General features: G+C 59.6%; 22 protein-coding genes. 16 read left to right on the top strand and 6 right to left on the bottom strand.

All coding sequences use genetic code 11. The features are described from left to right. The first annotated feature begins 284 nt into the window (after positions 1-284). From rplS to KUF55_RS10025, 13 genes are all read left to right on the top strand, one after another. Positions 285-644: a 50S ribosomal protein L19 gene (gene rplS, locus KUF55_RS10085; RefSeq protein WP_132357891.1), complete on the top strand. Its 360-nt coding sequence runs from the start codon at positions 285-287 to the stop codon at positions 642-644. A gap of 55 nt (positions 645-699) precedes the next feature. Beyond that, positions 700-1,389, top strand: coding sequence for a signal peptidase I (lepB, locus tag KUF55_RS10080; protein ID WP_218816538.1), 690 nt, complete (start codon positions 700-702; stop codon positions 1,387-1,389). A gap of 601 nt (positions 1,390-1,990) precedes the next feature. After that, positions 1,991-5,050, top strand: a complete 3,060-nt coding sequence (locus tag KUF55_RS10075) for an Ig-like domain-containing protein (RefSeq protein WP_218816537.1) — start codon at positions 1,991-1,993, stop codon at positions 5,048-5,050. A 162-nt stretch (positions 5,051-5,212) separates the two neighbouring features. Further along, positions 5,213-5,752, top strand: a complete 540-nt coding sequence (locus KUF55_RS10070) for a hypothetical protein (protein WP_218816536.1) — start codon at positions 5,213-5,215, stop codon at positions 5,750-5,752. 193 nt (positions 5,753-5,945) lie between these two features. Beyond that, positions 5,946-6,659 carry a signal peptidase I gene (lepB, locus tag KUF55_RS10065; protein WP_218816535.1) on the top strand — a complete coding sequence of 238 codons (714 nt, stop codon included), beginning with the start codon at positions 5,946-5,948 and terminating at the stop codon, positions 6,657-6,659. Between the two features lie 8 nt (positions 6,660-6,667). Further along, positions 6,668-7,360: a ribonuclease HII gene (locus tag KUF55_RS10060; RefSeq protein ID WP_370630908.1), complete on the top strand. Its 693-nt coding sequence runs from the start codon at positions 6,668-6,670 to the stop codon at positions 7,358-7,360. Positions 7,361-7,387: 27 nt separating this feature from the next. Then, positions 7,388-7,714, top strand: coding sequence for a DUF2469 domain-containing protein (locus KUF55_RS10055; RefSeq protein ID WP_132357880.1), 327 nt, complete (start codon positions 7,388-7,390; stop codon positions 7,712-7,714). Between the two features lie 214 nt (positions 7,715-7,928). Then, on the top strand, positions 7,929-8,249 hold the full coding sequence (locus KUF55_RS10050; RefSeq protein WP_132357879.1) for a DUF2469 domain-containing protein: 321 nt from the start codon (positions 7,929-7,931) through the stop codon (positions 8,247-8,249). Between the two features lie 110 nt (positions 8,250-8,359). Beyond that, complete coding sequence (locus KUF55_RS10045) at positions 8,360-9,337, top strand: hypothetical protein (RefSeq protein WP_218816533.1); 978 nt, start codon at positions 8,360-8,362, stop codon at positions 9,335-9,337. A gap of 787 nt (positions 9,338-10,124) precedes the next feature. Beyond that, entirely contained in the window at positions 10,125-11,294 is a 1,170-nt protein-coding gene (locus KUF55_RS10040) for an SH3 domain-containing protein (RefSeq protein WP_218816532.1), read from the top strand. A gap of 2 nt (positions 11,295-11,296) precedes the next feature. Beyond that, the gene (locus KUF55_RS10035; protein WP_218816531.1) at positions 11,297-11,953 is read left to right on the top strand and encodes a hypothetical protein; all 657 of its coding nucleotides are present in this window, start codon (positions 11,297-11,299) and stop codon (positions 11,951-11,953) included. Between the two features lie 255 nt (positions 11,954-12,208). Further along, positions 12,209-12,568 carry a YraN family protein gene (locus KUF55_RS10030; RefSeq protein WP_132357871.1) on the top strand — a complete coding sequence of 120 codons (360 nt, stop codon included), beginning with the start codon at positions 12,209-12,211 and terminating at the stop codon, positions 12,566-12,568. Next, positions 12,565-14,115 carry a YifB family Mg chelatase-like AAA ATPase gene (locus KUF55_RS10025; protein WP_218816530.1) on the top strand — a complete coding sequence of 517 codons (1,551 nt, stop codon included), beginning with the start codon at positions 12,565-12,567 and terminating at the stop codon, positions 14,113-14,115. Before KUF55_RS10030 ends, KUF55_RS10025 begins: the two co-directional genes overlap by 4 nt. On the opposite strand, the gene KUF55_RS10020 is transcribed toward KUF55_RS10025, so the two are convergent. The 4 genes from KUF55_RS10020 to KUF55_RS10005 form a co-directional block, all read right to left on the bottom strand. After that, positions 14,112-14,774, bottom strand: a complete 663-nt coding sequence (locus KUF55_RS10020) for an ABC transporter permease (protein WP_132357867.1) — start codon at positions 14,772-14,774, stop codon at positions 14,112-14,114. The two genes, KUF55_RS10025 and KUF55_RS10020, sit on opposite strands and share 4 nt — an antisense overlap. Beyond that, positions 14,771-15,487, bottom strand: coding sequence for an ABC transporter permease (locus tag KUF55_RS10015; RefSeq protein ID WP_218816529.1), 717 nt, complete (start codon positions 15,485-15,487; stop codon positions 14,771-14,773). Before KUF55_RS10015 ends, KUF55_RS10020 begins: the two co-directional genes overlap by 4 nt. Beyond that, a complete protein-coding gene (locus KUF55_RS10010; RefSeq protein ID WP_132357863.1) occupies positions 15,484-16,551 on the bottom strand; it encodes an ABC transporter ATP-binding protein in 1,068 nt (355 codons plus the stop codon). The genes KUF55_RS10015 and KUF55_RS10010 overlap by 4 nt, the downstream gene beginning before the upstream one ends. 140 nt (positions 16,552-16,691) lie before the next feature. Further along, the gene (locus KUF55_RS10005; protein WP_218816528.1) at positions 16,692-17,624 is read right to left on the bottom strand and encodes an ABC transporter substrate-binding protein; all 933 of its coding nucleotides are present in this window, start codon (positions 17,622-17,624) and stop codon (positions 16,692-16,694) included. A gap of 329 nt (positions 17,625-17,953) precedes the next feature. Here KUF55_RS10005 and KUF55_RS10000 point away from each other — a divergent pair, with 329 nt between their 5' ends. From KUF55_RS10000 to KUF55_RS09990, 3 genes are all read left to right on the top strand, one after another. Next, entirely contained in the window at positions 17,954-19,246 is a 1,293-nt protein-coding gene (locus KUF55_RS10000; RefSeq protein ID WP_218816527.1) for a DNA-processing protein DprA, read from the top strand. 153 nt (positions 19,247-19,399) lie between these two features. Then, positions 19,400-20,299 carry a tyrosine recombinase XerC gene (locus KUF55_RS09995; protein ID WP_218818748.1) on the top strand — a complete coding sequence of 300 codons (900 nt, stop codon included), beginning with the start codon at positions 19,400-19,402 and terminating at the stop codon, positions 20,297-20,299. A 135-nt stretch (positions 20,300-20,434) separates the two neighbouring features. Continuing rightward, entirely contained in the window at positions 20,435-20,938 is a 504-nt protein-coding gene (locus KUF55_RS09990) for a DUF3145 domain-containing protein (RefSeq protein ID WP_132357855.1), read from the top strand. 246 nt (positions 20,939-21,184) lie between these two features. Here KUF55_RS09990 and fabF read toward each other — a convergent pair whose 3' ends face one another. Then, complete coding sequence (gene fabF, locus KUF55_RS09985) at positions 21,185-22,423, bottom strand: beta-ketoacyl-ACP synthase II (protein ID WP_132357853.1); 1,239 nt, start codon at positions 22,421-22,423, stop codon at positions 21,185-21,187. Between the two features lie 251 nt (positions 22,424-22,674). Continuing rightward, positions 22,675-22,920: an acyl carrier protein gene (locus KUF55_RS09980; protein WP_132357851.1), complete on the bottom strand. Its 246-nt coding sequence runs from the start codon at positions 22,918-22,920 to the stop codon at positions 22,675-22,677. Between the last annotated feature and the right edge of the window lie 57 nt (positions 22,921-22,977).

Below are 22,977 nucleotides of genomic sequence, written 5' to 3'. Positions count from 1 at the left end.
CGCCGGGATGGGGCTATCGGCAGCATCCCGCAAGCCTGTCGACCCACAGAACGTGGCGATGAGCCGTAGTCTGTGGCAAAATAGATTCTTGGGTCTACTGGGTTCTGCTCCTGCCGCAGGGGGAACGAACCAACAGCCGGGCCTACTGCCGATCCGCAAACGGATCGCGGTACCAAGCTCCGGACCGCCACATCTTTCCCTCGATGGCCTTGTGCCTCGTGAGGAACATCAACGGTCCGTTTCTAAGGTAGGTGACCTGCGGCGTCTATCTAGGAGATGCATTCATGCATATTCTCGACTCTGTCGATGCAGCCTCGCTGCGCAACGATATCCCCGACTTCCGCGCCGGTGACACCGTCAAGGTTTTCGTAAACATCATTGAAGGCAAGAACTCCCGTGTCCAGGTCTTCCAGGGCTTCGTCCTTGGTCGCCAGGGTGACGGCGTTCGCGAAACCTTCACGGTTCGCAAGGTCTCCTTCGGCGTCGGCGTGGAGCGTACCTTCCCGGTACACACCCCGGTTCTCGAAAAGATCGAGCTGGTAACCCGCGGCGACGTTCGCCGCGCGAAGCTGTTCTACATGCGCGATCGCCACGGCAAGGCCGCGAAGATCCGCGAAAAGCGCGACTTCCGCGCCGCCAAGTAGCAAGAAAAACGAGAACCCTCCTCGAAAACCTTCGGGTAAAAGGGGAGGATCCATCGTGGATCAACCTACTGAATCGGATAGTTTTTCCGCTTCGACAAAGCGCCGGTCCCGTTCTCGGGTCTGGCGCTTTGTCGTTGGTGCGCTCGTGGCCGCTGCGGTCATCACTCTTGTTGTTCGCGCCACCGTCGTGGACTTCTTCTACATCGGTTCAACGTCGATGGAATCGACGCTCAACCCGGGCGACGGACTGTTGGTGGACCGACTTGCCTACAAGGACGCCGAGATCCAGCGCGGCGACGTTGTGGTCTTCGACGGTCGGGGCTCCTTCCTTCCGTATCAACGACCCAACGCCATAGATTCCTTCGCCAGGTCTCTGCGTCTGACGGGCAATGACTCCATTTATGTCAAGCGCATAATCGGAGTCGGCGGGGACACCATCAACTGCTGTGGCTCGGATGGTCGTCTCAGCGTTAACGGATTCCCGGTTGATGAGCCCTATGTGTTTACCGGCGATAATCCCAGTGACATGAACTTCACCGTTCACGTGCCGCAGGGGCGTCTGTGGGTCATGGGCGACCATCGGTCGGTATCCGAAGACTCCCGTTCACTGCTCGGAGCCCCGGGTGGTGGAATGATCGATCTTGATCGAGTCCTTGGCCGGGTCACCGAGGTGATTTGGCCCAGGAATAGCAACCGAACACTTGAGCCAGCCAGCGATCTGGCTGAAGTCCCAAGTTTGAAATAATGAGGTGGTCCGCCAATCGGCGGACCACCTTTTTTCATTTCTGGGGTCGATGCTGAAAAATGCCGAGGCGAGAGCCTCTGCGGGGCAAAGAACGTAATCATCACGTTCAAGAGACGCTTTATCAACTGGGGGACGCGTCGATTAGTTTCGCTTAATGGTGGATTAAATTTTTGGGGCGTCCACTTCAAGTCTTCCGACTTCCGACCGCTGAGAATTGGACGTCGAAACGTGTTGATGCTCCGGCGCCCGTGACGCACCGTTGAACTCTCACGTTTCACACCAACCTGCATGAAACCTGTAAATTACGGAATAATTCGGCATGGAGACGTGAAAATTTCCGCCCGGGCGTGTCGATAAATGTGACCACGACCTCTTTCCCATTTAGCCCCGGAATGGCGCGGATTTTCGATTGATAGTTGATACGTCAAATACTCCATCTGGTGGATTTTAGGCACCCCGGATGTTTGTGTCTGGATATATAAACAGGTTAGTGTTTCGTTTCGGTAACACTCATTGCTCGCGGTGTGCCCAACTGATGTCTCAGAGACATTTTTGGCGCACACACCTGCGAGGTTCCACACCTTGAATTGGGAGACCCTATATGCACGATTCATCACGTGCGCTCTTGAAGCGGGGCAGTATCGCTGCCGCAACCGCACTAGTGATTGGCAGCAGCTTCATGGCCGCCCCGGCTATCGCTACCGCGACTGCCACCCCAGAACCGACGTCCAGCGAATCTGCCGCCGTGCCGAGCCCGGAGTCTTCGACCGCTCCGGATGTAGCGACGCTTCCTGAAGGACTTGAAGAAGCTGTTGAGCGCGATCTTGGCATCAGCATCGAAGAGTTCTACGAAAATGGTGAGCTCAATGAGGTTGTTGAGACACTGTCTAAGGAATTGAAGCAGGCCAAGCTGGTAGCCGACTTTGCGATTGCCGATAAAAAGATCAACGTCACCGTTGCTGCATCGTCACTAAAAGCCGTCACCGAGAAGCTTGACGAGCTGACTAAGGACACGGGCGTCGAAGTTGACATCGTTGCCGAGGAAGAAGCCGAGACGAAGGTCGATACCTCTTCGGCCCCAGTTGCGGATGCAAGCGGGGAAGCTAAAGCATCCATCGCGCCGGAAGCTACGGCTCCCAGTACTGCGGAAGCCAAAGCATCCAGCACTCCCAAGTCCAAAGACCTGAAGGTTGCCGAAAGCCCGAAGATCAAGGCCGAGGTTGCTCCGGAAGTTCAGGCCAAGGCGAACCCGAAAAACGTTGACGCCCTCTTAGACGCCTACGTTGCGGCAGTTGAGCCAGAAGCTGTTTCGCAGTTGCAGGCCATCATGAAGAGCTCGGACGGCACCTTCGTCATCCGCACCGGTGGCGTAGCTGAAACCGAAAAGAAGAAGACTTCGGATAGCCCGAAGGCCTCGTCCCTGCGTTTCAGCGACAAGCTGACGGCCGAAGAGTTCGCAGAGCAATACACCAAGGTCACCGTCGAGGTAGCCGACGGACCGGCAAAAACTGCTGCGTCCACCGATGTACTCGGCGGCATGGGCTACGGTGCTCCAAATGCCAACGGTTACAGCGTTTGTTCCATTGGTTTCACCGGCTATAACGGCGGCGGCGACGAAGCAGCCATTTCGGCAGGTCACTGTGAGCACGACGGCGACATCACCGATGTGCAGATCCTTGAGCACAGTGCCCCCAATGAATTCTCCGGACCGGGTGCGGCTCTTGGAACCTTTGGGTTCTCCCAATTTGGCGGACCTAACAACAGCTCGGTCACCGGTCTTGATGACGCACAGAGCGTAGATGACCTTGGCAACGTCGGTACCGATATCTCGGTCATCGACCAGATCAATCCGGCTCTGACCCTGAAGGCCTTGGTTTCCGACTGGACGACGGCGGATGTTCGTGACCACGGCACCAAGGTCACCGGCGTTGCTGCAGCAGTCGCAGGTACCGATATCTGCAAGTCGGGTCGAACCACCGGCTGGACCTGCGGAACCGTTGACGAAGTCGGCATCTTCCTGGTTGGTGGCTACAACGGTGCTGACGATGCCCGCGGCGTACGCGGCTTCGGCATGCCAAACGTCGACTACGCCAAGGCCAACGAGGGTGACTCGGGCGGATCGGTGATTTCCGGCGGTACCGCTGTCGGCGTCACCAGCGCCATTGCACCCGCCGAAGGCGGACGTGCATACTTCACCGACATCGTTGATGCTCTGGACCACACCGATAACTACTCGATCGCGATGTTCCTGAACGCGCCGGTTGTCAAGGCACCCGCTCAGGGATCTGATGTTGCCGCCGGTTCAACCATCACCGGCACCGTTGCCGGAGCCCCAACGGGCTCCACCGTCAAGGTCATGTCCGGCGGCAAAGCAGTCGCGACCGCTAAGGTCGCCTCCGGAGCGTTCAGCTTCAAGGTACCGGCGAACTACGGCAAGTTCGACTTCACCCTGCAGACCATCAAGGGCTTCAATGAGTCGGAGATCACCGCAGGGTCGGTCAACGTAGTTATCGGCGCACCGGTCATCAGCACCCCGAAGAACGCCGCAACGCTTAACACCCCGGTTTCGACCGTTTCGGGTACCGGCGTTGTCGGAGCAACGGTTACTCTCGCTGGCGATGCCACGGGAACCGCCGTTGTGGATGCCGACGGAAAGTGGAGCATCAAGCTTCCCACCGCGCTGTCCTTTGGCGAGCACACGATCTCGGCTACGCAGGCAAAGGGCGGCGAAACCTCTAAGGCAGCGACCAGTTCCTTCACTGTCCAGCTGGTTTCACCGGCCATCACCGCTCCGGCCGATGGCAAGACCTACACCTCCGCCCGGTCGCAGATCTCGGGTACCGGCGTTGCCGGTGCCACGGTGAAGCTGACCGGCTCGGTCACGCAGGACGTTGTTGTTGCAGCTGACGGAACGTGGACGATCAAGCTCACCGAAATCCTTGGCTACGGTTCGCACAGCATCACCGCCGTGCAGACCTCGGGGGAGAATACCTCCGCATCGGTCAAGAGCGACTTCAAGGTTGTTCCTGCTGCCCCGTCGATTGATTCCCCGGCCGATGGCCAGGATTTCGCCTTCGACAAGGCCCCGACCTCGATTAGCGGTTTCGGTATCAACGGTGCCACCGTCAAGGTGACCATCGGTGATGTTGAATTGACCGCGGAGGTTGCCAACGGCGCTTGGACCGTGATGGTTCCGTCCGATCTTGGCGAAGGTGACCACAAGGTCACTGCCGTCCAGGTGATCGACGAGGCTACCTCGGCCGCTGTAAGCATTACGTTCAACGTTGCCGCGGAGCCCAAGCCGGAGCCGACTGAGGAGCCGACGACCTCGCCGGAGCCGACTGAAGAGCCGACGACCTCGCCGGAGCCGACTGAAGAGCCGACGACCTCGCCGGAGCCGACTGAGCAGCCGACCACGTCTCCTGAGCCGACTGAAGAGCCGACCACGTCTCCTAAGCCGACGACCTCGCCGGAGCCGACTGAAGAGCCGACCAAGGCACCAGTGGAACCCCAGGGCAACACCAACAACAATGGTGATAAAGATCCTCTGGCCAACACCGGTCCGAACGTCGCTTTGCCGTTCATCGCTACCGGTGGTGCCCTGTTGGTTGCAGCGGGAGCATTCCTGCTCTTCCGCCGCAAGGGCAGCCACGGAGCATAACCATCCGGCGCAAAGCTAGTCGCGCCCGATAACCGAGGGGGGTCTTGTACGAAATCCACAAGGGATTTCCGTACAAGACCCCCTTTCTTAATTCCCCGGTGATTATCAGCCAATGTCCGGGTTAGGCCCATAGAATCGGTCCAAATCAAAGGTGGTTTAGCCATGCAGAAATATACAGCCCGCACCATGCTGGGGGCAGCAGCTTTGATAGGAGCCTTCGCGCTCACGTCCTGCGGCAGTGAGGTTGGCACGCAGCCTACCCCCACCGCCACCACTAGCCAGAATGAGACCCAGGATCCAAAATTGCTTGAACTTAATACAAACCTGAAGGATTCGCTCGGCGAGAAATACGCGGAGGGATGGATCGCGGAAAACAAACTCCATGTCGCCGTCACTGACCAGAAATCGGCGGATGCAGTGACTGCGGCCGGAGCCGTCGCTCATCTCGCCAGACATTCGGCCGCCGAACTCGACGCCACGATTTCCAAGATCATGGCCTGGCAGAAGGCACAGGGTGGATCGGTTGCTACGGCCATCCACAAATACGTACCCTCCGGGCGCCACGGGACCATCACGTTGGCAGTGGACCCAGAACAGCTGGAAACCATCAAGACCGGTCTCTCTGCGGCTAATGTAACCGGCGATATTGCCCTTAAGTTCACGGAATCCTCCGGCCTCGCCAGCCCCGCAGCTTCTAGCTAACCGGGGCGCCGGAAGCCTCATGACGTGCCTCGGGATTCCCTCAGGCGCGCCATGAGGCTCCGGTGGGCGCCGCGCGACGTAGGGTTATAGCTGAAGGAGCACGATCAGGCTCTGCGTTGACCGATGGCCGGCAGATACGACCATGTGCCACCTCGGCAACGAATCAGAATTAATGGAAAGGGCCTGCACACACGTGAGCCATGCCAGCGACCCCGCCGCAATACCCGAACGACCGCGCAAGCACCGCAACCCCGTGTGGGCTTCCATTCGGGAGATCCTCATCATTGTCATCGCCGCGCTGGTGATCTCGCTTGTTGTTAAGACCTTCTTCTTCCGGGCGTTTTACATTCCTTCCGGCTCCATGGAGCAAACCCTGCAGGTTGACGACAGAATCTTCGCGAACTTGATGGCACCGGGGCTTTTTGATCTGGAACGTGGCGATGTGGTGGTCTTCCGGGACGAGCTGGGATGGCTGCCACCGGTGGCGGCGGCTCCCTCCAACCCCGTTCGGGACTTCTTTACCTTTGTTGGGCTTTCCCCAGATCCATCCAATCAACACCTGATCAAGCGCGTTATCGGTATGCCCGGTGACACCGTGGAATGCTGCGCTGCGGATGGCAAGCTCACGGTGAACGGCGTAGAGATCACCGAGTCCTACATTTACCCCGGGGATAATCCCTCGGACATCAAATTCAGCAAGCTTGTTCCCGAAGGCAAGGTCTGGGTCATGGGGGATCACCGCGGAGCCTCCGCAGACTCCCGCTACCACGAGGATATTCAGGACGGCTTTGTCGATATCTCCTCCATTGAGGGCCGCGCAGCAGTAATCTCTTGGCCGCTGAACCGCATCGGTGGGATCTCCGGACACGACGAAGTCTTCGCCAACGTTCCGGCCGCGGTCAAATAGTGGCGTCGGTGGCACCGACCCTCATCCACGAACGTGCACTGGCCTCGGAGGGTGGTCACCGCTACATTGGTGCGGCCGATGAGGTGGGGCGCGGTTCACTAGCCGGTCCGGTGTCAGTTGGCTATGTTGTCATTGACCCGGCCAACGTCCCGTTGCTGCCCGGGGTCAGGGACTCTAAATTACTCTCCGATTCAGTGCGCCATGAGCTGGTTCCGGCCATCAAATCCTGGGTAGCTGCCTGGGGAGTAGGGCACGCCAGTGCCGCGGAAATTGATGCCTTGGGCCTCGTCGCAGCACTGCGGCTGGCGGGACTGCGAGCGGTGAATATGGCGCACGAGCAACAAACGGCGGATGCGGTGTTGCTCGACGGAAACCTCGACTGGCTTTCGGCCACCACCCAACCCACTCTGTTGGATTCCCTGCTGCCGGGATTCGGTGACCCCGAAGATGTTGACGGCCTGCAGATACCGGTCCGGACTCTCATCAAGGGCGATCTGTTGGCACTGTCCATCGCTGCCGCATCCATCCTCGCCAAAGTTGAGCGCGACGACCTCATGGATAGTTATGATCGGGCCTACCCAGCGTACGGTTGGATCCAAAACAAGGGCTATGGGACAGAATCTCACCGGCAGGCAATTCTTGAAAACGGAGCCACCGATTACCACCGCCGCAGCTGGCAATTAACACCCAAGAGCCAATAACTCTCCTAGGAAGGCGAAGGAAAAAGAATGAGTGCCGAAGACCTTGAGAACTACGAGGCCGACCTTGAGCTACAGCTCTACCGCGAATACAAGGATGTGGCAGGGCTTTTTGGCTACGTGGTCGAGACCGAACGCCGCTTCTATCTGGCCAACGGCGTCGATCTGCAGACCCGCTCGGCCGATGGGGAGGTCTTCTTCGACCTCACGCTGACCGACGCCTGGGTCTGGGACGTTTATCGCACCGGCCGCTTCGTGAAATCGGTACGCATCGTCACGTTTAAAGACGTGAACATCGAGGAACTGAATCGAACCGAAGAACTCACGATTCCGAAGAGCGGGCTGGAACTGACATAACCCAGATCGGCAAGGTGCCAGTGAGCGCCTTGCCGACCTTGTGATCGCTCGTTGATCAGAATGCAAATAAGACTCGGCTCAATGTCCGCGCTGAGCGGTCAGGCGGCGTACCGTAGGGGGAACAGGCCAGACGGTCCGTTGGCACTCCCGGCGCGAACCACCCCCTATGGCCGGGGCGCAACCATCGATTCATAGGGTGAGGGCGGAGTGCATCATGAGTGCCGAGGATCTGGAGAATTACGAGGCCGAACTCGAGTTGCAGCTCTACCGTGAATATAAGGACGTTGCAAACCTTTTCAACTTTGTTGTTGAAACCGAGCGCCGCTTTTACTTGGCCAATCATGTTGACCTGAAGACCCGCTCATCCGACGGCGAGGTCTTCTTCGATCTGACGCTCACCGACGCGTGGGTGTGGGATGTATATCGCACGGGCCGCTTTGTCCAGTCAGTGCGGATCGTAACGTTTAAGGACGTCAACATCGAGGAACTGAACCGCGTCGAAGACCTTTCGATCCCCAAGGACGGTTTGAACTAGGTCCAGCGAGATCCTTCTTGTGACAGAGCCAAGCCATGACCACGCGAAATTTTCCTGCTGTTAGGCTCGGTCAAAAGATTTGGGCCGTCATGAGGGGAGACATCGCGCAGATGAGCGAGCAGCCAGAGCAGCAGAATCCCGCAGACCACGAGGGTGCGGCCGCGAACGCGGGTGACTTCGGCACAGTTTCCTTTGGCCGGGTCTCGGGCGGCACTTTGAACGGGCTACCCTACCTCAGCACGCTCGACTACCACTTTGATGACGGGGTACCGGACCAGCAGGCGGGGGGTCACGCCTTTGACTCGGCCATCACCGCCTTGCACGGTGCTCTCACCAGCTACCGGAGCGTGGTTGCTGCCCTCGGCATCGACGCCGGGCGGTCTTTTATCTCCGGGAACGAAGATCCGGGGCTTCTCGCCGCCTCCGATCACGTTCAGGAGGCCTTCGAGGGTCTGGGGCTGTCACATCGGGCGTGGACCGGGCATAGCTTCCTACCGGGTCCGCTGTATCGTGACGTACCCGAGATCCTTGATGATCCCGTGGCCATGGCCCAGCTGCTGGAGGCCGAAGAGCAAATAGCAGATGACCAAGCGTCCAGTGAACCGCGACTTGATGAACTGCCCGTGACCGTCATTGTGAATGACGTACTGCACCAAAGCCAGCAGGGGATTCTGCGCTTGGACACGGTTCGGGTACACAGCAACGGGGTGCTGCTTGAATTCAACTACGTCAATCTGCGCGGGGCCCATGAAGACGCCCTAGCTTGGTACCGACGAAGCAACGAACTCCTCAGCGGCGCTGAACTTGATGTCGAGTTGCGTGACCTCAGTGCAGAGAATATTTACCCGGGAGAGATCAACGGTGGCGACGCCAGTAGTGATCGTGTGTGTTACCGGCTCAACCATAGATTCTGGATTCACCGCGCGTTGGACGCCCGGGAACTGACCGGAAGCGTCACAGTGAACAATGTCCCCGACGCCGAGGGAAACAACAAACCCCTGCGTGTGGATTTCCTACTCGATATTTCATCGTTGAAGGACGCGGTGCCGCGGGTACGCAGACTCGGAAACGACGAACGCCCGGCGTGAGTCACCAGCCCTAGGGCAGACAGGTTATCGATGGATGAGCTGCCGCATATGCTGGACTTCAACTCGATCCCTTTTGACCATGCTCGCCGCCGGCAGCGGGCTACACAGTAGTGAGGCCAACGAAGCAGACAACGCATAGTTTGTTCAATCGGACTCGTCGGTTCCGCCGGCCTCTGATACCAACGCGCTTGGATTCACGCTACACGGCATCGATAACTGTCCAGAATTTGGTGTCTCCCTAGCTGCAGCAGCGCCGGAAACGGCTGACTTGCTCGTTTCTCGGCCGCGCTGTGCGAGCCACGAGTTCCCTCAGGTTGTGGACCAACACGCTGCCGGGTGATCGCGAACCTACCTTTGATGGCTCCACCGGCGAGCGCCCCACCTCAATGGAGTTTCTGCCTCCGAGGTCGTACGCGCGCCGCATCTACGCGAGGTGAAGCGACAGGCGACCCAAGCGATCATCACGAGGGCGCTCGCCGGAGAGCTGCGGCAGGTGCGTCACTAGCTGAGGCGATCTCGACTTCTCCCGAAGTGACGGTCGGCATCATGCGGCTATGAATTTAATTAAATTAGATTGATCGGTTGCGTCACTTTTTCCCTAGTCATGGACACTACTTAGATGAGAGCATAAATCAATCACTCGTCGTTAATGAGCGCAGGGCATCGTCTACTGGTGTTTTGCTTCGTCAGTCGAGGGTCGTATGGTGCATCTCGTGACCGCTTCGGTAGTGCGCGGTCTTTTGTGAACCTTTATTTGAAAGGGGAGATTCGATTGCCGAAGCAGCGAATGATCACGGCATTGGTACTGGCCATCTTCGTGACCGGAAGTGGTGCTGGGGTCCACGGGGTTGTGGATGCTCAAGCCGCGGAAGTGTCGCGAACCTTACCGCCAGGAAGCGCGCCAGTGACGCTAGCAGCCCTCGGCATTGGCGCGACGACGGTCAAACTGACGAAAGTCACCACAAACAATCTGAACCTGAGATCTGGCAGAAGCACCTCCTCAGCGGTGATATTGACGATCCCGCAAAACACGAAACTGAGCATCACCGAAGTCATTGATGACTGGAGTAAAACGACACACAAGAACAAATCGGGGTGGCTGTCATCGGCCTACCTCAAGAATGCACCGGCCACCACGCCAACTGCGGTCAAGAAGATCACGACCAACAATCTAAATCTTCGCCAAGCCAAGAGCACTTCGTCGAAGATTTTGCTCTCGATCCCCAAGGGCACCACCATTTCGGTCACATCAACCAGTGGAACTTGGAGCAAAACCAGCTACAAGAGTCAATCTGGCTGGGTAGCAAGCGCCTACCTAAAAAATGTCACGGGGAGCAAGCCGCCGACAAAACCTTCGGTTAGTTACCGCTGGACAACGGCCAACGTGAACGTACGAAAGGGTAACAGCACACAATACGCGAGCCTCGGAGTAGTGCCGTTCAACGAACGGGTGACCTATATTTCCGGTTCATCGGGCTGGTCGAAGGTCAAAACTTCGAAGGGGACGGGCTGGATCTCCAGCAAGTATCTGAAGACCAAGGAGCAATACGCGGTGTCGGTGTATGGCACGCTGCGAAAGGGCCAATCGGCGTACTACCTGCTGCGGGGACGCACGGTGAAGGAAAGCACCACCAAACTCTCGGCATTCAACATGTACCTCAAGCCAAACCAAACCTGGTGGTCATTCATTGTTCCCACAACAACAAAATCACGCACCGTCGTGGTGGAGCGCATGGACATCAAACCCGAAAGCTACAAGAGTGCGCTAGCTTCCCTCGACAAATGGGAACGGTATGACGCCAATAAGCCCCTGGCGGACCAGAATTACAACCGCAAGATTGTCACCGACATCAACGGCAGAAAGTCCTGGGCCTACCTTGGTGGATCCAAGATCAGCAAATACCTGACCCAGAATGGAATTCGGGTTAATTCCGGCGACTACCTGAAACGGTACTGACCATGAAAAATCACAGCAGAAAAATCAGCCCACTGAACTCGGGTTTATTGGTGCTAGCCATTGCCGCCGTCGGTGTCGGGGTTGCGACAGCAGCCAGTGGCAACATCTGGCAGAGCCCATCTGGTCTTGACGTTGGAACGCCCGCGGCGGGCGCCCATCCGATGACCGGAGCGGAAGTGAAGGTGGATCGGTTCGACAATGTTGAAAAGGCCGCCGGAGAAATTGCGGGTCTTGTTGATGAATCTACCGAAAAGACCTACTTCACGATCCAGGTCACTGATGCCGAACTGGCGGATCGGTGTGATGCGCGTGTTGGAGCGGGCCAGCTTCGTCCCACGAGAACAAAGTTTCTCATCCTTGATGTTAAGGCCAGCCTAGCGAGCTCCGTGTCTGAGAAGGTCGGAGGGAAAACTGGGGACCTCTACATGCCGCTGGTCGCCGAGGCCTTCTCCATCACTACCGGTAGCGGGGAGGTACGCAAAAACCTCACCTCCGAAACAGCGTGGGGGTGTCTGGATGATTCGGCGCTACTTCCCGCGGTGGTAAATCCCGGGCAGAGCGTTCGAGGGAAGGTTGTTCTTGATGTCGCCGATGTGAGCGGCAAGGTCGCCTACGACCCCGAGGGGAACGGCGGTTGGTCCTGGCCCTATGCCGGGTAGCAAGAACACGTCGGTGAAAGTTGAACACGGAGCGCTGACGATGAACAGTACGTCTCATCGTCAGTGCTCCGTTGGTTGTGTGCCAAGGAACCTACTCTGAACGACGGCGCTCGCCGAAGGATTGCCGTGCGTTATCAACACCCCTGCAGGTCAGTCGAGCTACGTGGCACCACGGCACCCACGCTAAGAGAAATCAAGTTAGCGGTCCGACTCCGGACTCCCGAGTCGGCCGCATCTCTCAAGGGGCGTGTGCACGTGAATCACAACCAAGAGCTCGGTGCTGCAGGTGAAGAGCTGGCAGCCGTGTATCTCACCAACGCTGGCTACACGGTGTTGAGTCGCAACTGGCGCTGCACCGTGGGAGAACTGGACATCGTGGCCGAAGGCTCCGGGCAAATCATCGGCGTGGAGGTGAAGACTCGCTCCTCATTGGGCTTTGGGCATCCGGCCGAGGCGGTAAACCCCGTGAAACTGCGCAGGATCTCCCGATTGGTGCGTCGGTGGTGCGCTGCACACCGCAGGGATCCAAATACAGCGCGCGTGGATGTGATCGCTATCCTCATGGCCCCGGGGCGGGATCCGGAAATCGAACACCTGATCGGCGTGGAGTCATGAGTCTGGCGCGGACTCTTGGCATCGGCCTGAACGGGCTCAACGGCCAACTCATTGAAATCGAAGCCGACATTGGCAACGGCATTCCCGGATTCATCCTGCTGGGGTTGCCCGATGCTGCACTGAACGAGTCACGAGAACGGATTCGTTCGGCGGCACGCAACTCGGGCTTACCCATGCCCAACCGGCGCATCACCGTAAATCTGACACCCGTCACCATGCACAAACGAGGATCCGGCTTCGACCTCGCCATCCTGTTGGCCACCCTTGCCGCCGATCGGTCGATCACGCTACCCGCCGACATTGTGTATCTGGCGGAGCTGGGTCTTGATGGATCACTGCGTCCGGTAGCCGGGGTGCTGCCGGCGGTCATGGCCGCCGTGCGAGCCGGCTACCGGAGAATCGTGGTCGCGGGCGACAACCAGGCCGAGGCGGAACTGGTGGCCGGAGCTCAGGTGCGCTCCTATGCCCACCTTTCACAACTGCTTGCCGATTACGGGGCCGACCCGGCCGAACTGAAATTTCGTGCCCGACACCATTCCCCACGACCGCGAAATACCGATTGGGGTACGCGGCAGTCCGGGGCGTTGGACCTTGCCGAGGTCATCGGGCAGGGGCAGGGACGCTACGCTCTGGAGGTTGCAGCCGCCGGCGGCCACCATCTATTGCTCACCGGCCCGCCGGGCGCCGGAAAAACCATGTTGGCCGAACGCCTACCCGGGCTGCTGCCGGATCTGGGCGACACCCAAGCGATGGAAACCACCGCGGTGCATTCCTTGGCCTCAGGTGGCGGCCTGATCACCGCACTGATCCGCCGCCCGCCCTTCGAGGCACCGCATCACAGTGCCTCAATGGTTGCCCTGATCGGCGGGGGCAGCGGCATCCCGCGGCCCGGAGCTGCGTCCCGTGCCCACCGCGGTGTCTTGTTCCTAGATGAGGCTCCCGAGTTTTCGGCGCAAGCGTTGGATGCGTTGCGCCAGCCCTTGGAATCGGGAGTGCTCACCCTTCACCGCGCTGCAGGCGCTGCGACGTACCCGGCCCGCTTTCAACTGGTGATGGCGGCGAATCCGTGTCCCTGCGGACGAAACCTGGGTAAGGGTACCGATTGCACCTGTACCCCCATGCAGCGCCGTCGTTACCTGGCCCGGCTTTCTGGTCCGTTGCTGGATCGGATCGACATGCAACTCTTTGTTCCTGCTCTCTCGGCCCGTGAGCTCGCTCTGCGGGCCCCGGCAGAGTCTTCGGTCCTGGTGGCTGCCAGGGTTCGTGCCGCACGCTCAGCGGCTAGCGAGCGGTTGCAACGTTGGGGCTGGGTCACCAATGCCGAAGTCAGTGGCGCGGTGCTGCGCCATGAACTGTCTTTGCCGTTGGCCACGACGGCCGGATTGAATGCGGCCGCCGAATCTTTGCGGCTTAGTGCCCGCGGGCACGACAGGGTATTGCGGATCGCGTGGTCAATCGCCGATCTGAATGAGCATGCGTGTCCCACGACCGACGATATCGATGTGGCGATCCAGTTACGCCAGCACGGCAAGGGTGACGTGGGCTAACGCGAAACCAGGCGGCGGTCAGGCGATAGCACGCGGGCCAGTAGGGCTAACAGCCCATCGAGAACCAGCGCCAAGGCCGTGACCAGAACGGCGCCGACCAACACCTGCCCGTAGTCGTACAAGGCCAGCCCATCGAAGATATAGCGCCCCAGTCCACCCAGATTGACGTAGGCGGCGATGGTCGCTGTGGCAATGACTTGCAGGATGGCGCCGCGCAGCCCGCCCAAGATCAATGGGAGAGCCAGCGGAAGTTCAACTTGGAGGATGATGCGTGAGTCCTTCATGCCGATGGCTCGGGCGGCATCCACCACCGCTGGCTCCACATTGGCCACACCCGCATACACGCCGGCCAAGATCGGGGGTATGGCAATGAGAACCAGTGCTATGACCGGGGGTAATAACCCGACGCCCATCAGGAGGACCAGAAGTGTCATGATGCCCAGGGACGGCAGCGCTCGCAGGACGTTGGAGGCCGAAACGAGGAACACCTTGCCCACGCCGGTGTGCCCGATGAAGACCCCGAGTGGGACGGCGATGATCGACGCGGCGAGCACGGCTAGGAACGAATACCAGAGATGTTCTCCGAGGCGTGCGGGGATTCCCGCTGTGCCAGTCCAATTTGCTGCATCGCCGAGGTAGGAGAGCATGTCGTTGATCATGAGCTCACTCCTTCGGTGTTGGCGCCGGTGCTAATGCTGGGGTTCCGCGGTGCTTTATTCGTGGACGATTTAGGGGCCGCTCCCTGATGTAACCACGGGGTGGCGAGGCGTGCACCCACGGCAATGAGTCGGTCCAAGATCAGCGCGAGAATCAGGATCATGATGATTCCCGCCAAGATTTGGTCCGGGTAGTTGCGTTGGTAGCCGGAAACGAAAAGCTGTCCCAGCCCGCCAACGCCGATGACTGCGCCGACGGACACCAGCGACACGTTGGTTACCGCTGCCACTCGGGTGCCCGCGGCCAACGGTCCCAGGGCCAACGGAAGGTCAACAAAAACGCGGCGACGAGCCGGCGAGTAGCCCAGCGCTTCGGCGGCACTGAGTACCTCCGGGGCTACGGCATCCAAAGCGTCAAAGACCGTACGAACCAGCAGCGAGGTCGAATACAGGCTCAGGGCGATCAGAACATTGAGTGGGTCAAGGATCTGGGTGCCGATTAGCGAGGGGATCACCACAAAGAGCGCGAGCGACGGGATGGTGAAAACGGCGCTGGCGATGGAGGTGATGACGGCCCTGCTGCGCGGCCGATTTCCAAAGATCAGCCCAAGTCCCAGCGCGAGCACCACACCGAGCACCGTCGGAACCAGACTCAGGTACAGGTGAGCAGTGGTTAGCTCCCAGGTTTGGGGAAAGTTGGCCAGTAGCCAGTTCATGAGCTAACCCGCGTTGCCTTGCTCAGTAGCGGATGAAGGTCCGCCAGGGTGAAGTACGAGCCGATGTTTCCAGCGTGATCGGCCAGCAGGGCGGCGGATGCGGGGGATGCGAGGACGGCATCAAGCCCCGTGCGCAGAGAATCCCCGGGCCGTATGATCGGCTGCGGTGCCGAGCCGACCGTGACGCCGTCACTCCAGCTCACGGTTGCGGCGTCATGGTTGATCTCGGCGCTGAACCCCTTGCCCAGAGTGGGAAGGTGGATGCGGCCGGCGGCGTCGGGAGCCGGAAGCTCGGTGGACGATAGGCCGGTCAGTGATTCGAACGACAGGGCGCGGAAGCCACGGTCCTTGGAAACGAGGCTTGAGACAAAGTTGGTGGCTGGTCGGGTGAGGATGGATAGCGGATCGGCATATTGCTGTAACACCCCGCCCGGTGCTAATACCGCGATCTTATCTCCGAGGCTCAGTGCCTCGTCGATGTCGTGGGTGACCATCACGATCGTTTTTTTGATCTCGGCCTGCAGGTGTTGAACCTCGCGCTGTAGCTCGAGGCGAACGATCGGGTCAACGGCGCTGAATGGCTCGTCCATGAGTAAGATCGGCGGGTCAGCGGCAAGGGCTCGGGCCACCCCCACGCGCTGCTGTTGTCCGCCGGAGAGTTGGGCGGGGTAGCGCAGAGCGAGAGACGCATCGAGCCCAACCCGTTCGAGGGCTTCATAAGCCTTGGCTCGGGCCTGAGCCTTGTTCAGTCCCAAGAGGCGCTGAACCGTGCCTACGTTATCCAAGACCGTGCGGTGGGGGAAGAGCCCAGCATTTTGGAGCACGTAGCCGATGCCCAGGCGCAGGGTTACCGCGCGAATGCCCGAAACGTCTTGCCCATCGATCAATACCCGTCCGGAGCTGGGGGTGACCATGCGATTGATCATGCGCATCGATGTTGTTTTGCCGCAGCCGCTGGGTCCGACGAGCACCGTGAAGGATCCGGTGGCGATCTCTAAATTGAGCTCATCCACCGCCCGAGTTCCCCCGGGATAGCTCTTGGATACTGATTCAAAGGTGATCATGGGTGGCTCGTGGCTCCTGGGCGGTGGCTAATTGACGCGGAATTTCGGCTCCCAGATGGTGGGTTCCCACCGGCGGGTAAGCCGTTCCGTGCGACATTCGAACACTTGTTCTAGTGTTCGAATGTCGCACGGTGGGGCAACTACTTGCTCAGCAAGCCCTGATCCGTCAACCAGGTGATGGCTGCCTGCTGGGGCTCCACCTTGGCATCGCCGGAGACCTGCTCGTTGAGCTTGATCAGTTCCGAGGTGCTCAGCTTTGCCGAGATCGCATCGATGGCTTTTTGCGCTCCTTCATCCAACTTCCCGGCGGCTGCCACCGGAACTACCTGCTGGGCTGGGAAGTTATTTTTCGGATCCTCCAGCACCACAAGATCGTTGGCCGGGATCGCGGTGCTGGTGGTGAAGATGTTCGCCGCGGTGACCTTCCCATCAAGCAAGGCCTTCACCGTTGCCGGGCCGCCACCATCGGAAATGGGTTCGAACTTGGAGGGAACGAAACCGTAGTTTTTCTCAAGTCCCGGTAGCCCCACCGCACGCTTCTTGAATTCCGGCGGTCCAGCCATGACGACTTCGTCATTGTGTGCGGCCAAATCGGCAATGCTCGTGAGCTTCCATTTCTCCGCCGTGGCACGGGTGACAACTACCGCATCCTTATCTTCTGCCTCGGCAGCGGTGAGCATACTCAAGCTCTTGCTCTCCAAGGCCTTCGGAAGCGCACTAAGAATCGCCGCGGGGGTCGAAACATCCGCCGACGGGTCAATAAAGAGCAGGAGGTTCCCGGTGTAATCCGGGATTAGGTCGATCGATCCGTCGGCAAGCGCAGGAATGTAGGCTTCGCGCGAGCCAATGTTGAATTTCGTCTCCACCGTATAGCCATCGGACTTCAGCGCTTCGGCGTAAAGATTGCCAATGATCTCCGACTCCGGGAAGTTCGCCGAGGAGACGGTCAACGTGCCAGAACTCGCACCATCCTCATTCGGATTTGCCGCCGTGGGGTTAGAGCAACCGGCAAGCACCAGCGAGCCAGCCACCATGGACAGTGCCGCAAAAAGGGGTAACTTCATCTTCGTCATCTGTCAGGCCTAATTTCGTTGAGAAGGATCATTGCCAAACCATCCGCTCTAAGGCGAGATCGCCGCGGAGCGGGGCTAAAACCATCGTTACCCATGTGAGGGCCCACAAGCAACATCTTCGCCCCCGCGCGCCGCACACATCAACATCACTTACCCACACAATAGGCGCCCGTCCTAGGTAGGGCGCCGAAACGATCCACAGACGGTACGCACCCCGGGCGGGGTACAGGGTTAGCGCGCACACGCTAGAGGCAGCAGCACTCGCCCTAGGTAACGCAACCACACACCGCGCTACACGGGATCGACCCAGCCGGAAGCCACCAATGCCCATGAACAATCCACACGCCGAGACCCTTGCGCGAGCCGGACTCAGCCACATCATCGAACCCAACGACCTCACCGGCGCCGCACTCGTTCAAGTCGCCGGTGCAACGGAGGCCTACCGAATCATTTGCGGACACCACGGCCCGGCCCCAGCCAATGAACAGCAACAGGTAGCAGAACTTCTCGACGCCAACGGCGCCAACCGAAGCTCACTACGCCTGGACGCCGGCCTTGAACGCTGGAGAGCCCGCGCCTCCCACGCCGACCCCGAATCGGATCTCAAATGCATGAACGCCCTAGGGGGAGGACTGATCACCCCAGCGAACGAAAACTGGCCCCTAGGCTTCGAAGCCCTCGGACTAGGAGCACCCCTAGCCCTCTGGTATCGCGGAACCGGAAACCTGCGCATCCTGCGTGAGCCAGCCCGCCTCATTGCCATCGTCGGATCACGCGACGCCACAGAGTACGGACGCACCATCACCGCCGAAATCGTCCACGGACTCCGAGCGCACGGCCTCTGCATCGTCTCCGGCGGCGCCTATGGGATCGACGCCCAGGCACACCAAGCCGCGCTCGCCGAGAGCGGACCGCCACGGGGGGTTGATGACTTGCCGTCTACCTCAACCATCGCCGTCATGGCAGGGGGACTGAACAGGTTCTATCCATCCGGCAATGACGAAATGCTCCAGCGCGTACATAACCACGGCCTACTCATCGCGGAGGTCGCACCCGGCGCAACACCCACACGCTGGCGCTTCCTGCAACGCAATCGGCTCATCGCCGCACTGTGCGCCATCACCATCGTCACCGAAGCCCGCTGGCGCTCCGGAGCACTGAGCACCGCGCACCATGCAGCAGAAATGGGCCGCGACGTCGGAGCCGCTCCAGGATCGGTCTTCTCCGCCAACTCTGCCGGCTGTCACCGACTCATCCGTGAGGGCGCAGCAACCTTGGTCACCGACGCAGCAGAAGTCATCGAAATGCTCACCACTGCCCAACGTCCACCGGAACTTTCCCCGCAGATAGCCCAACGGCAGGGGGGAAGCGAAAGCGAGGACGACGCCCGTGACTATGACGGCCTGCCCGTGCAAGACCTCTTGCTCCTTGACGCCCTGCCCCTACGCAGCCCCCGTACCGCAGATCAGCTCGCCGTTCTGGCCGGATTGGGGATGGGATCCATCCTCGGCGGACTCTCCCGACTCTCCGCCCGCCACTTAGCAGAACGAACCGGCAACGGATGGATACGGCGCTTCCCCCGCGGACCCGAACCCCAACGCGGAGCACCAAGCGCACCCTGAATCCCAGAACCCACGAGGCAACCGGCGTGGCTCCATTGCACGAAGCATGCTGGGGGAGAGAGTGGATACGTGCCAGAGCCAATCGAACAAAAAAGCGAAGCCGTAGAGATCCCCGCCGAGCTCAACAGCGCCCACAAGGGCTTCCTGCGCTACATGGAGCTAGAACGAGAACGCAGCGAACATACGCTCCGCGCCTACTCAAGCGACATCACCAATCTCTACGCCTACGCCATCCCACGCGGCGCCAGCAACCTTGCCGGCCTAGACCTCACGCTCCTGCGCTCCTGGCTCATGGAATTGCAAGAGACCGGACTCGCCCGAGCAACCCTCGCCCGACGCTCCGCCACCATCCGCAGCTTCCTCAGTTGGGCAGTACGCGAAAACTTCATCCAGACCAACCCAGCGATCCGCCTGCAATCACCCAAACGCGAACACCGTCTACCGCACATCCTGCAAAACAACCAAATAGAACGCATCTTTCAACTCACTGCTCCAGCACCCCCGCAATCCGAGGGCAAAAACTCCGAACCCAGCCTCGAACAGCTCGCGCTCGCCGATAGGAACAAGCTGATCTTGGAACTGCTGTACGCCACGGCCATTCGAGTGGGAGAGCTGGTCTCCTTAGATATCAACGATCTGGATTTGGACCGGAGAACCCTGCGAGTGATCGGCAAGGGAAACAAGGAACGTACCGTCCCCTTTGGGCAACCGGCTCTGCACGCGATTGATGATTGGCTTCGTCGAGCGCGACCGGTGTTACGTAGCGATCGATCCGGTACAGCCCTGCTGCTGGGTTCGCGCGGAGGGCGCCTGGATGCGCGCCAAGCCCGCCAAGTGGTCGCGGATGCCCTTGAAGCACTGGGGGACACCGCTGCTCGCGGACCTCACGCTTTACGCCACACGGCGGCGACACACTTGTTGGACCGAGGTGCGGATCTTCGTGCGGTCCAGGAGATTCTGGGCCATTCCTCGCTGGCCACAACGCAGCTTTACACACATGTCTCGGTGGAACGACTCAAGGACAGCTACCAAAAAGCCCATCCGCGGGCATAGCGACGGAAGACTTGATGGGAAACCGCTGGCCGAACGTCGTATAATCGTGGAGAATACTAAAGAGGACTAGCAACATTCCGGATTGGTGCCTGTTGACGTTGGGGAAGACGTAACAACAGCTCATCGGAGGAAAGCATGTCTGACGTACTGACCAGGGGCGTACTTTTCGTACACTCAGCCCCCTCAGCGTTGTGCCCGCACATCGAATGGGCGATCGGTTCCGTTGTTGACCAGCGGACCGATTTGCACTGGACGGAGCAGAACGCCGCCCCGGGCATGTCCCGGGCCGAAGTGAACTGGACCGGGAAACCCGGGACCGGTGCACTTTTGACGTCCGCACTTCGAGGCTGGGCTCACCTGCGTTACGAGGTAACCGAGGAAGCCAGCCCAGGCGTTGACTCCAGTCGTTGGTCACACACCCCCGAACTGGGCATCTTCCACGGCACCACCGACGCGGCCGGAAACATCATGGTTTCCGAAGAACGCATCCGTTGGGCCTACGAAAAGGGCGCCGGAGATCCTGCCATTGTTTATCAGGAACTCTCCATCGCACTGGGTGAGGCCTGGGACGAAGAACTCGAGCCCTTCCGCTATGCAGCAGAAGGCGCTCCGGTGCGTTGGCTGCATCAGGTGATCTAAGACCAACATCTTTTCTCAGCACCTCGATGTGAGATCCGCAAACATCGCATTAAAACATCGCAACTAGTGGAGAGACCAACGGGTAGATTTATCACCGGCTGAAATATCTCCTTGTGGGGTTTCCCTCCATCCTGAGCGATCCGGTTGGCGACACAAAAGCTGCAGTAACAAAAAATGAGTCGGGGCCAGCAGTTTTCACTGCTGGCCCCGACTCATTGGCGTTCAGGTGCGCCCTGAACCTGTGACTTAGACGCTGCGGATGGCCACCACGGCGTTGTGTCCACCGAAACCGAACGAGTTGTTCAGCGCAACGATGGAGCCCTGCGGAAGTTCGCGGGGCGTGCCCACAACAACATCCAACGGGATTTCCGGATCCTGGTTCTCCAGGTTGATGGTGACCGGAGCCTTGCGGTGGTAAACGGCCAGTACGGACAATACCGACTCAACCGCGCCCGAGGCACCCAGCAGGTGACCCATCTGGGACTTGGTGGCGGAGACACAGACGTTGTCCAGGTGCGATCCCAGTGCCGCACGCAGCGCGGTGTATTCCGGCTTGTCGCCAACCGGGGTGGAGGTGGCGTGCGCGTTAACGTGCACCACGTCCTCGGGCTGAATCAGACCGTCAAACATGGCAGCCTTCAATGCGCGAGTTGCGCCCAAGCCCTGCGGGTCCGGCGCGGTGATGTGGTAAGCATCGGCCGTGACCGAGGTGCCAGCCAACTCGGCGTAGATGGTTGCGCCACGCGCGATGGCGTGTTCCTCGGCCTCGAGGACCAGAGCGCCGGCGCCCTCACCCATGACAAAGCCATCACGGTCAATATCGTACGGACGCGAAGCATGCTCCGGGTCGTCATTGCGCTTGGACAGCGCCTGCATGGCAGCGAAGGATGCCATCGGCATCGGGTGGATGGCAGCCTCGGCGCCACCACACACCACAACATCAGCCTTGCCCGAACGGATCAATTCCAGTCCAATGTGCATGGCTTCGGTTCCCGAGGCACAAGCAGAAACTGGAGTGTGTGCTCCGGCGCGGGCACCGAGGTCCAAGGAAACAGCCGCGGCAGGGCCATTGGGCATCAGCATCGGTACCGTCATCGGCAGGACGCGGCGCGGGCCCTTTTCCTTCAAGGTGTCCCAGGCATCGAGCAAGGTCCAGACCCCGCCAATACCCGTGGCGAAGGCAACGGCCAAACGGTCGTGGTCAACTTCCTCGATACCCGAATCCTTCCAAGCCTCGCGAGCAGCAACCACAGCGAACTGGGTGGAGGGGTCCATGCGCTTCATTTCAACGCGGGACAGTACCTCGGAGGCCGGAGTCGAAGCCTTGGCAGCGAACTTCACGGGCAGGTTGTAGGTTTCAACCCACTCATCGGGCAGGGTGTGGGCGCCCGAGACACCCTTGAGCGCGTTGGCCCACAGGGTCGGGACGTCTCCGCCGATCGGGGTGGTGGCACCAAGGCCGGTGATAACAACTTTGCGGGCCATGTTGAAACTCTCTACTGGGTGGGACGAAACGGCTAGCGAAGCTAGCTGGGAATCCTAGCATCGGATCCGGTGACAACAGCACCGTTTCCGGATTGGATCGTAAAATTAGGGTTCGGTGACTAAACCGACAAAACGAATTGGTGGGCATAGCGCCCGCACCAACTAGAAAATTAAGCGGCGATGATGCTCCCTTGGAAGGTGCGCCCGTTACGAGAACCCCTTCCAAGGGGAGCATGCATCAAAGACCAGACTTAGGCCTGTGCAGCAGCGATGAAGTTCACTGCATCTGCAACGGTCTTAAGGTTCTTGACCTCTTCGTCCGGGATCTTCACGTCGAACTTTTCTTCGGCGTTGACGACGATGGTCATCATCGAGATGGAGTCGATGTCCAGATCCTCGGTGAAGGACTTGTCCATTTCAACAGCTTCGGTCTCCAGACCGGTCTCTTCGTTGACGATCTCGGCCAAGCCGGCCAGAATCTCTTCGTTGCTAGCCATGATGGCTCCTTTTCTATGTTTGCCGGTAACAAGCCCGACGACTATGCGGACCACAGG

Origin of the sequence: Paeniglutamicibacter sp. Y32M11 (genome assembly GCF_019285735.1) — a bacterium.
In the GTDB taxonomy this organism is placed as follows: Bacteria; Actinomycetota; Actinomycetes; order Actinomycetales; family Micrococcaceae; genus Paeniglutamicibacter.
This window is presented reverse-complemented; position numbering and strand designations above follow the sequence as displayed.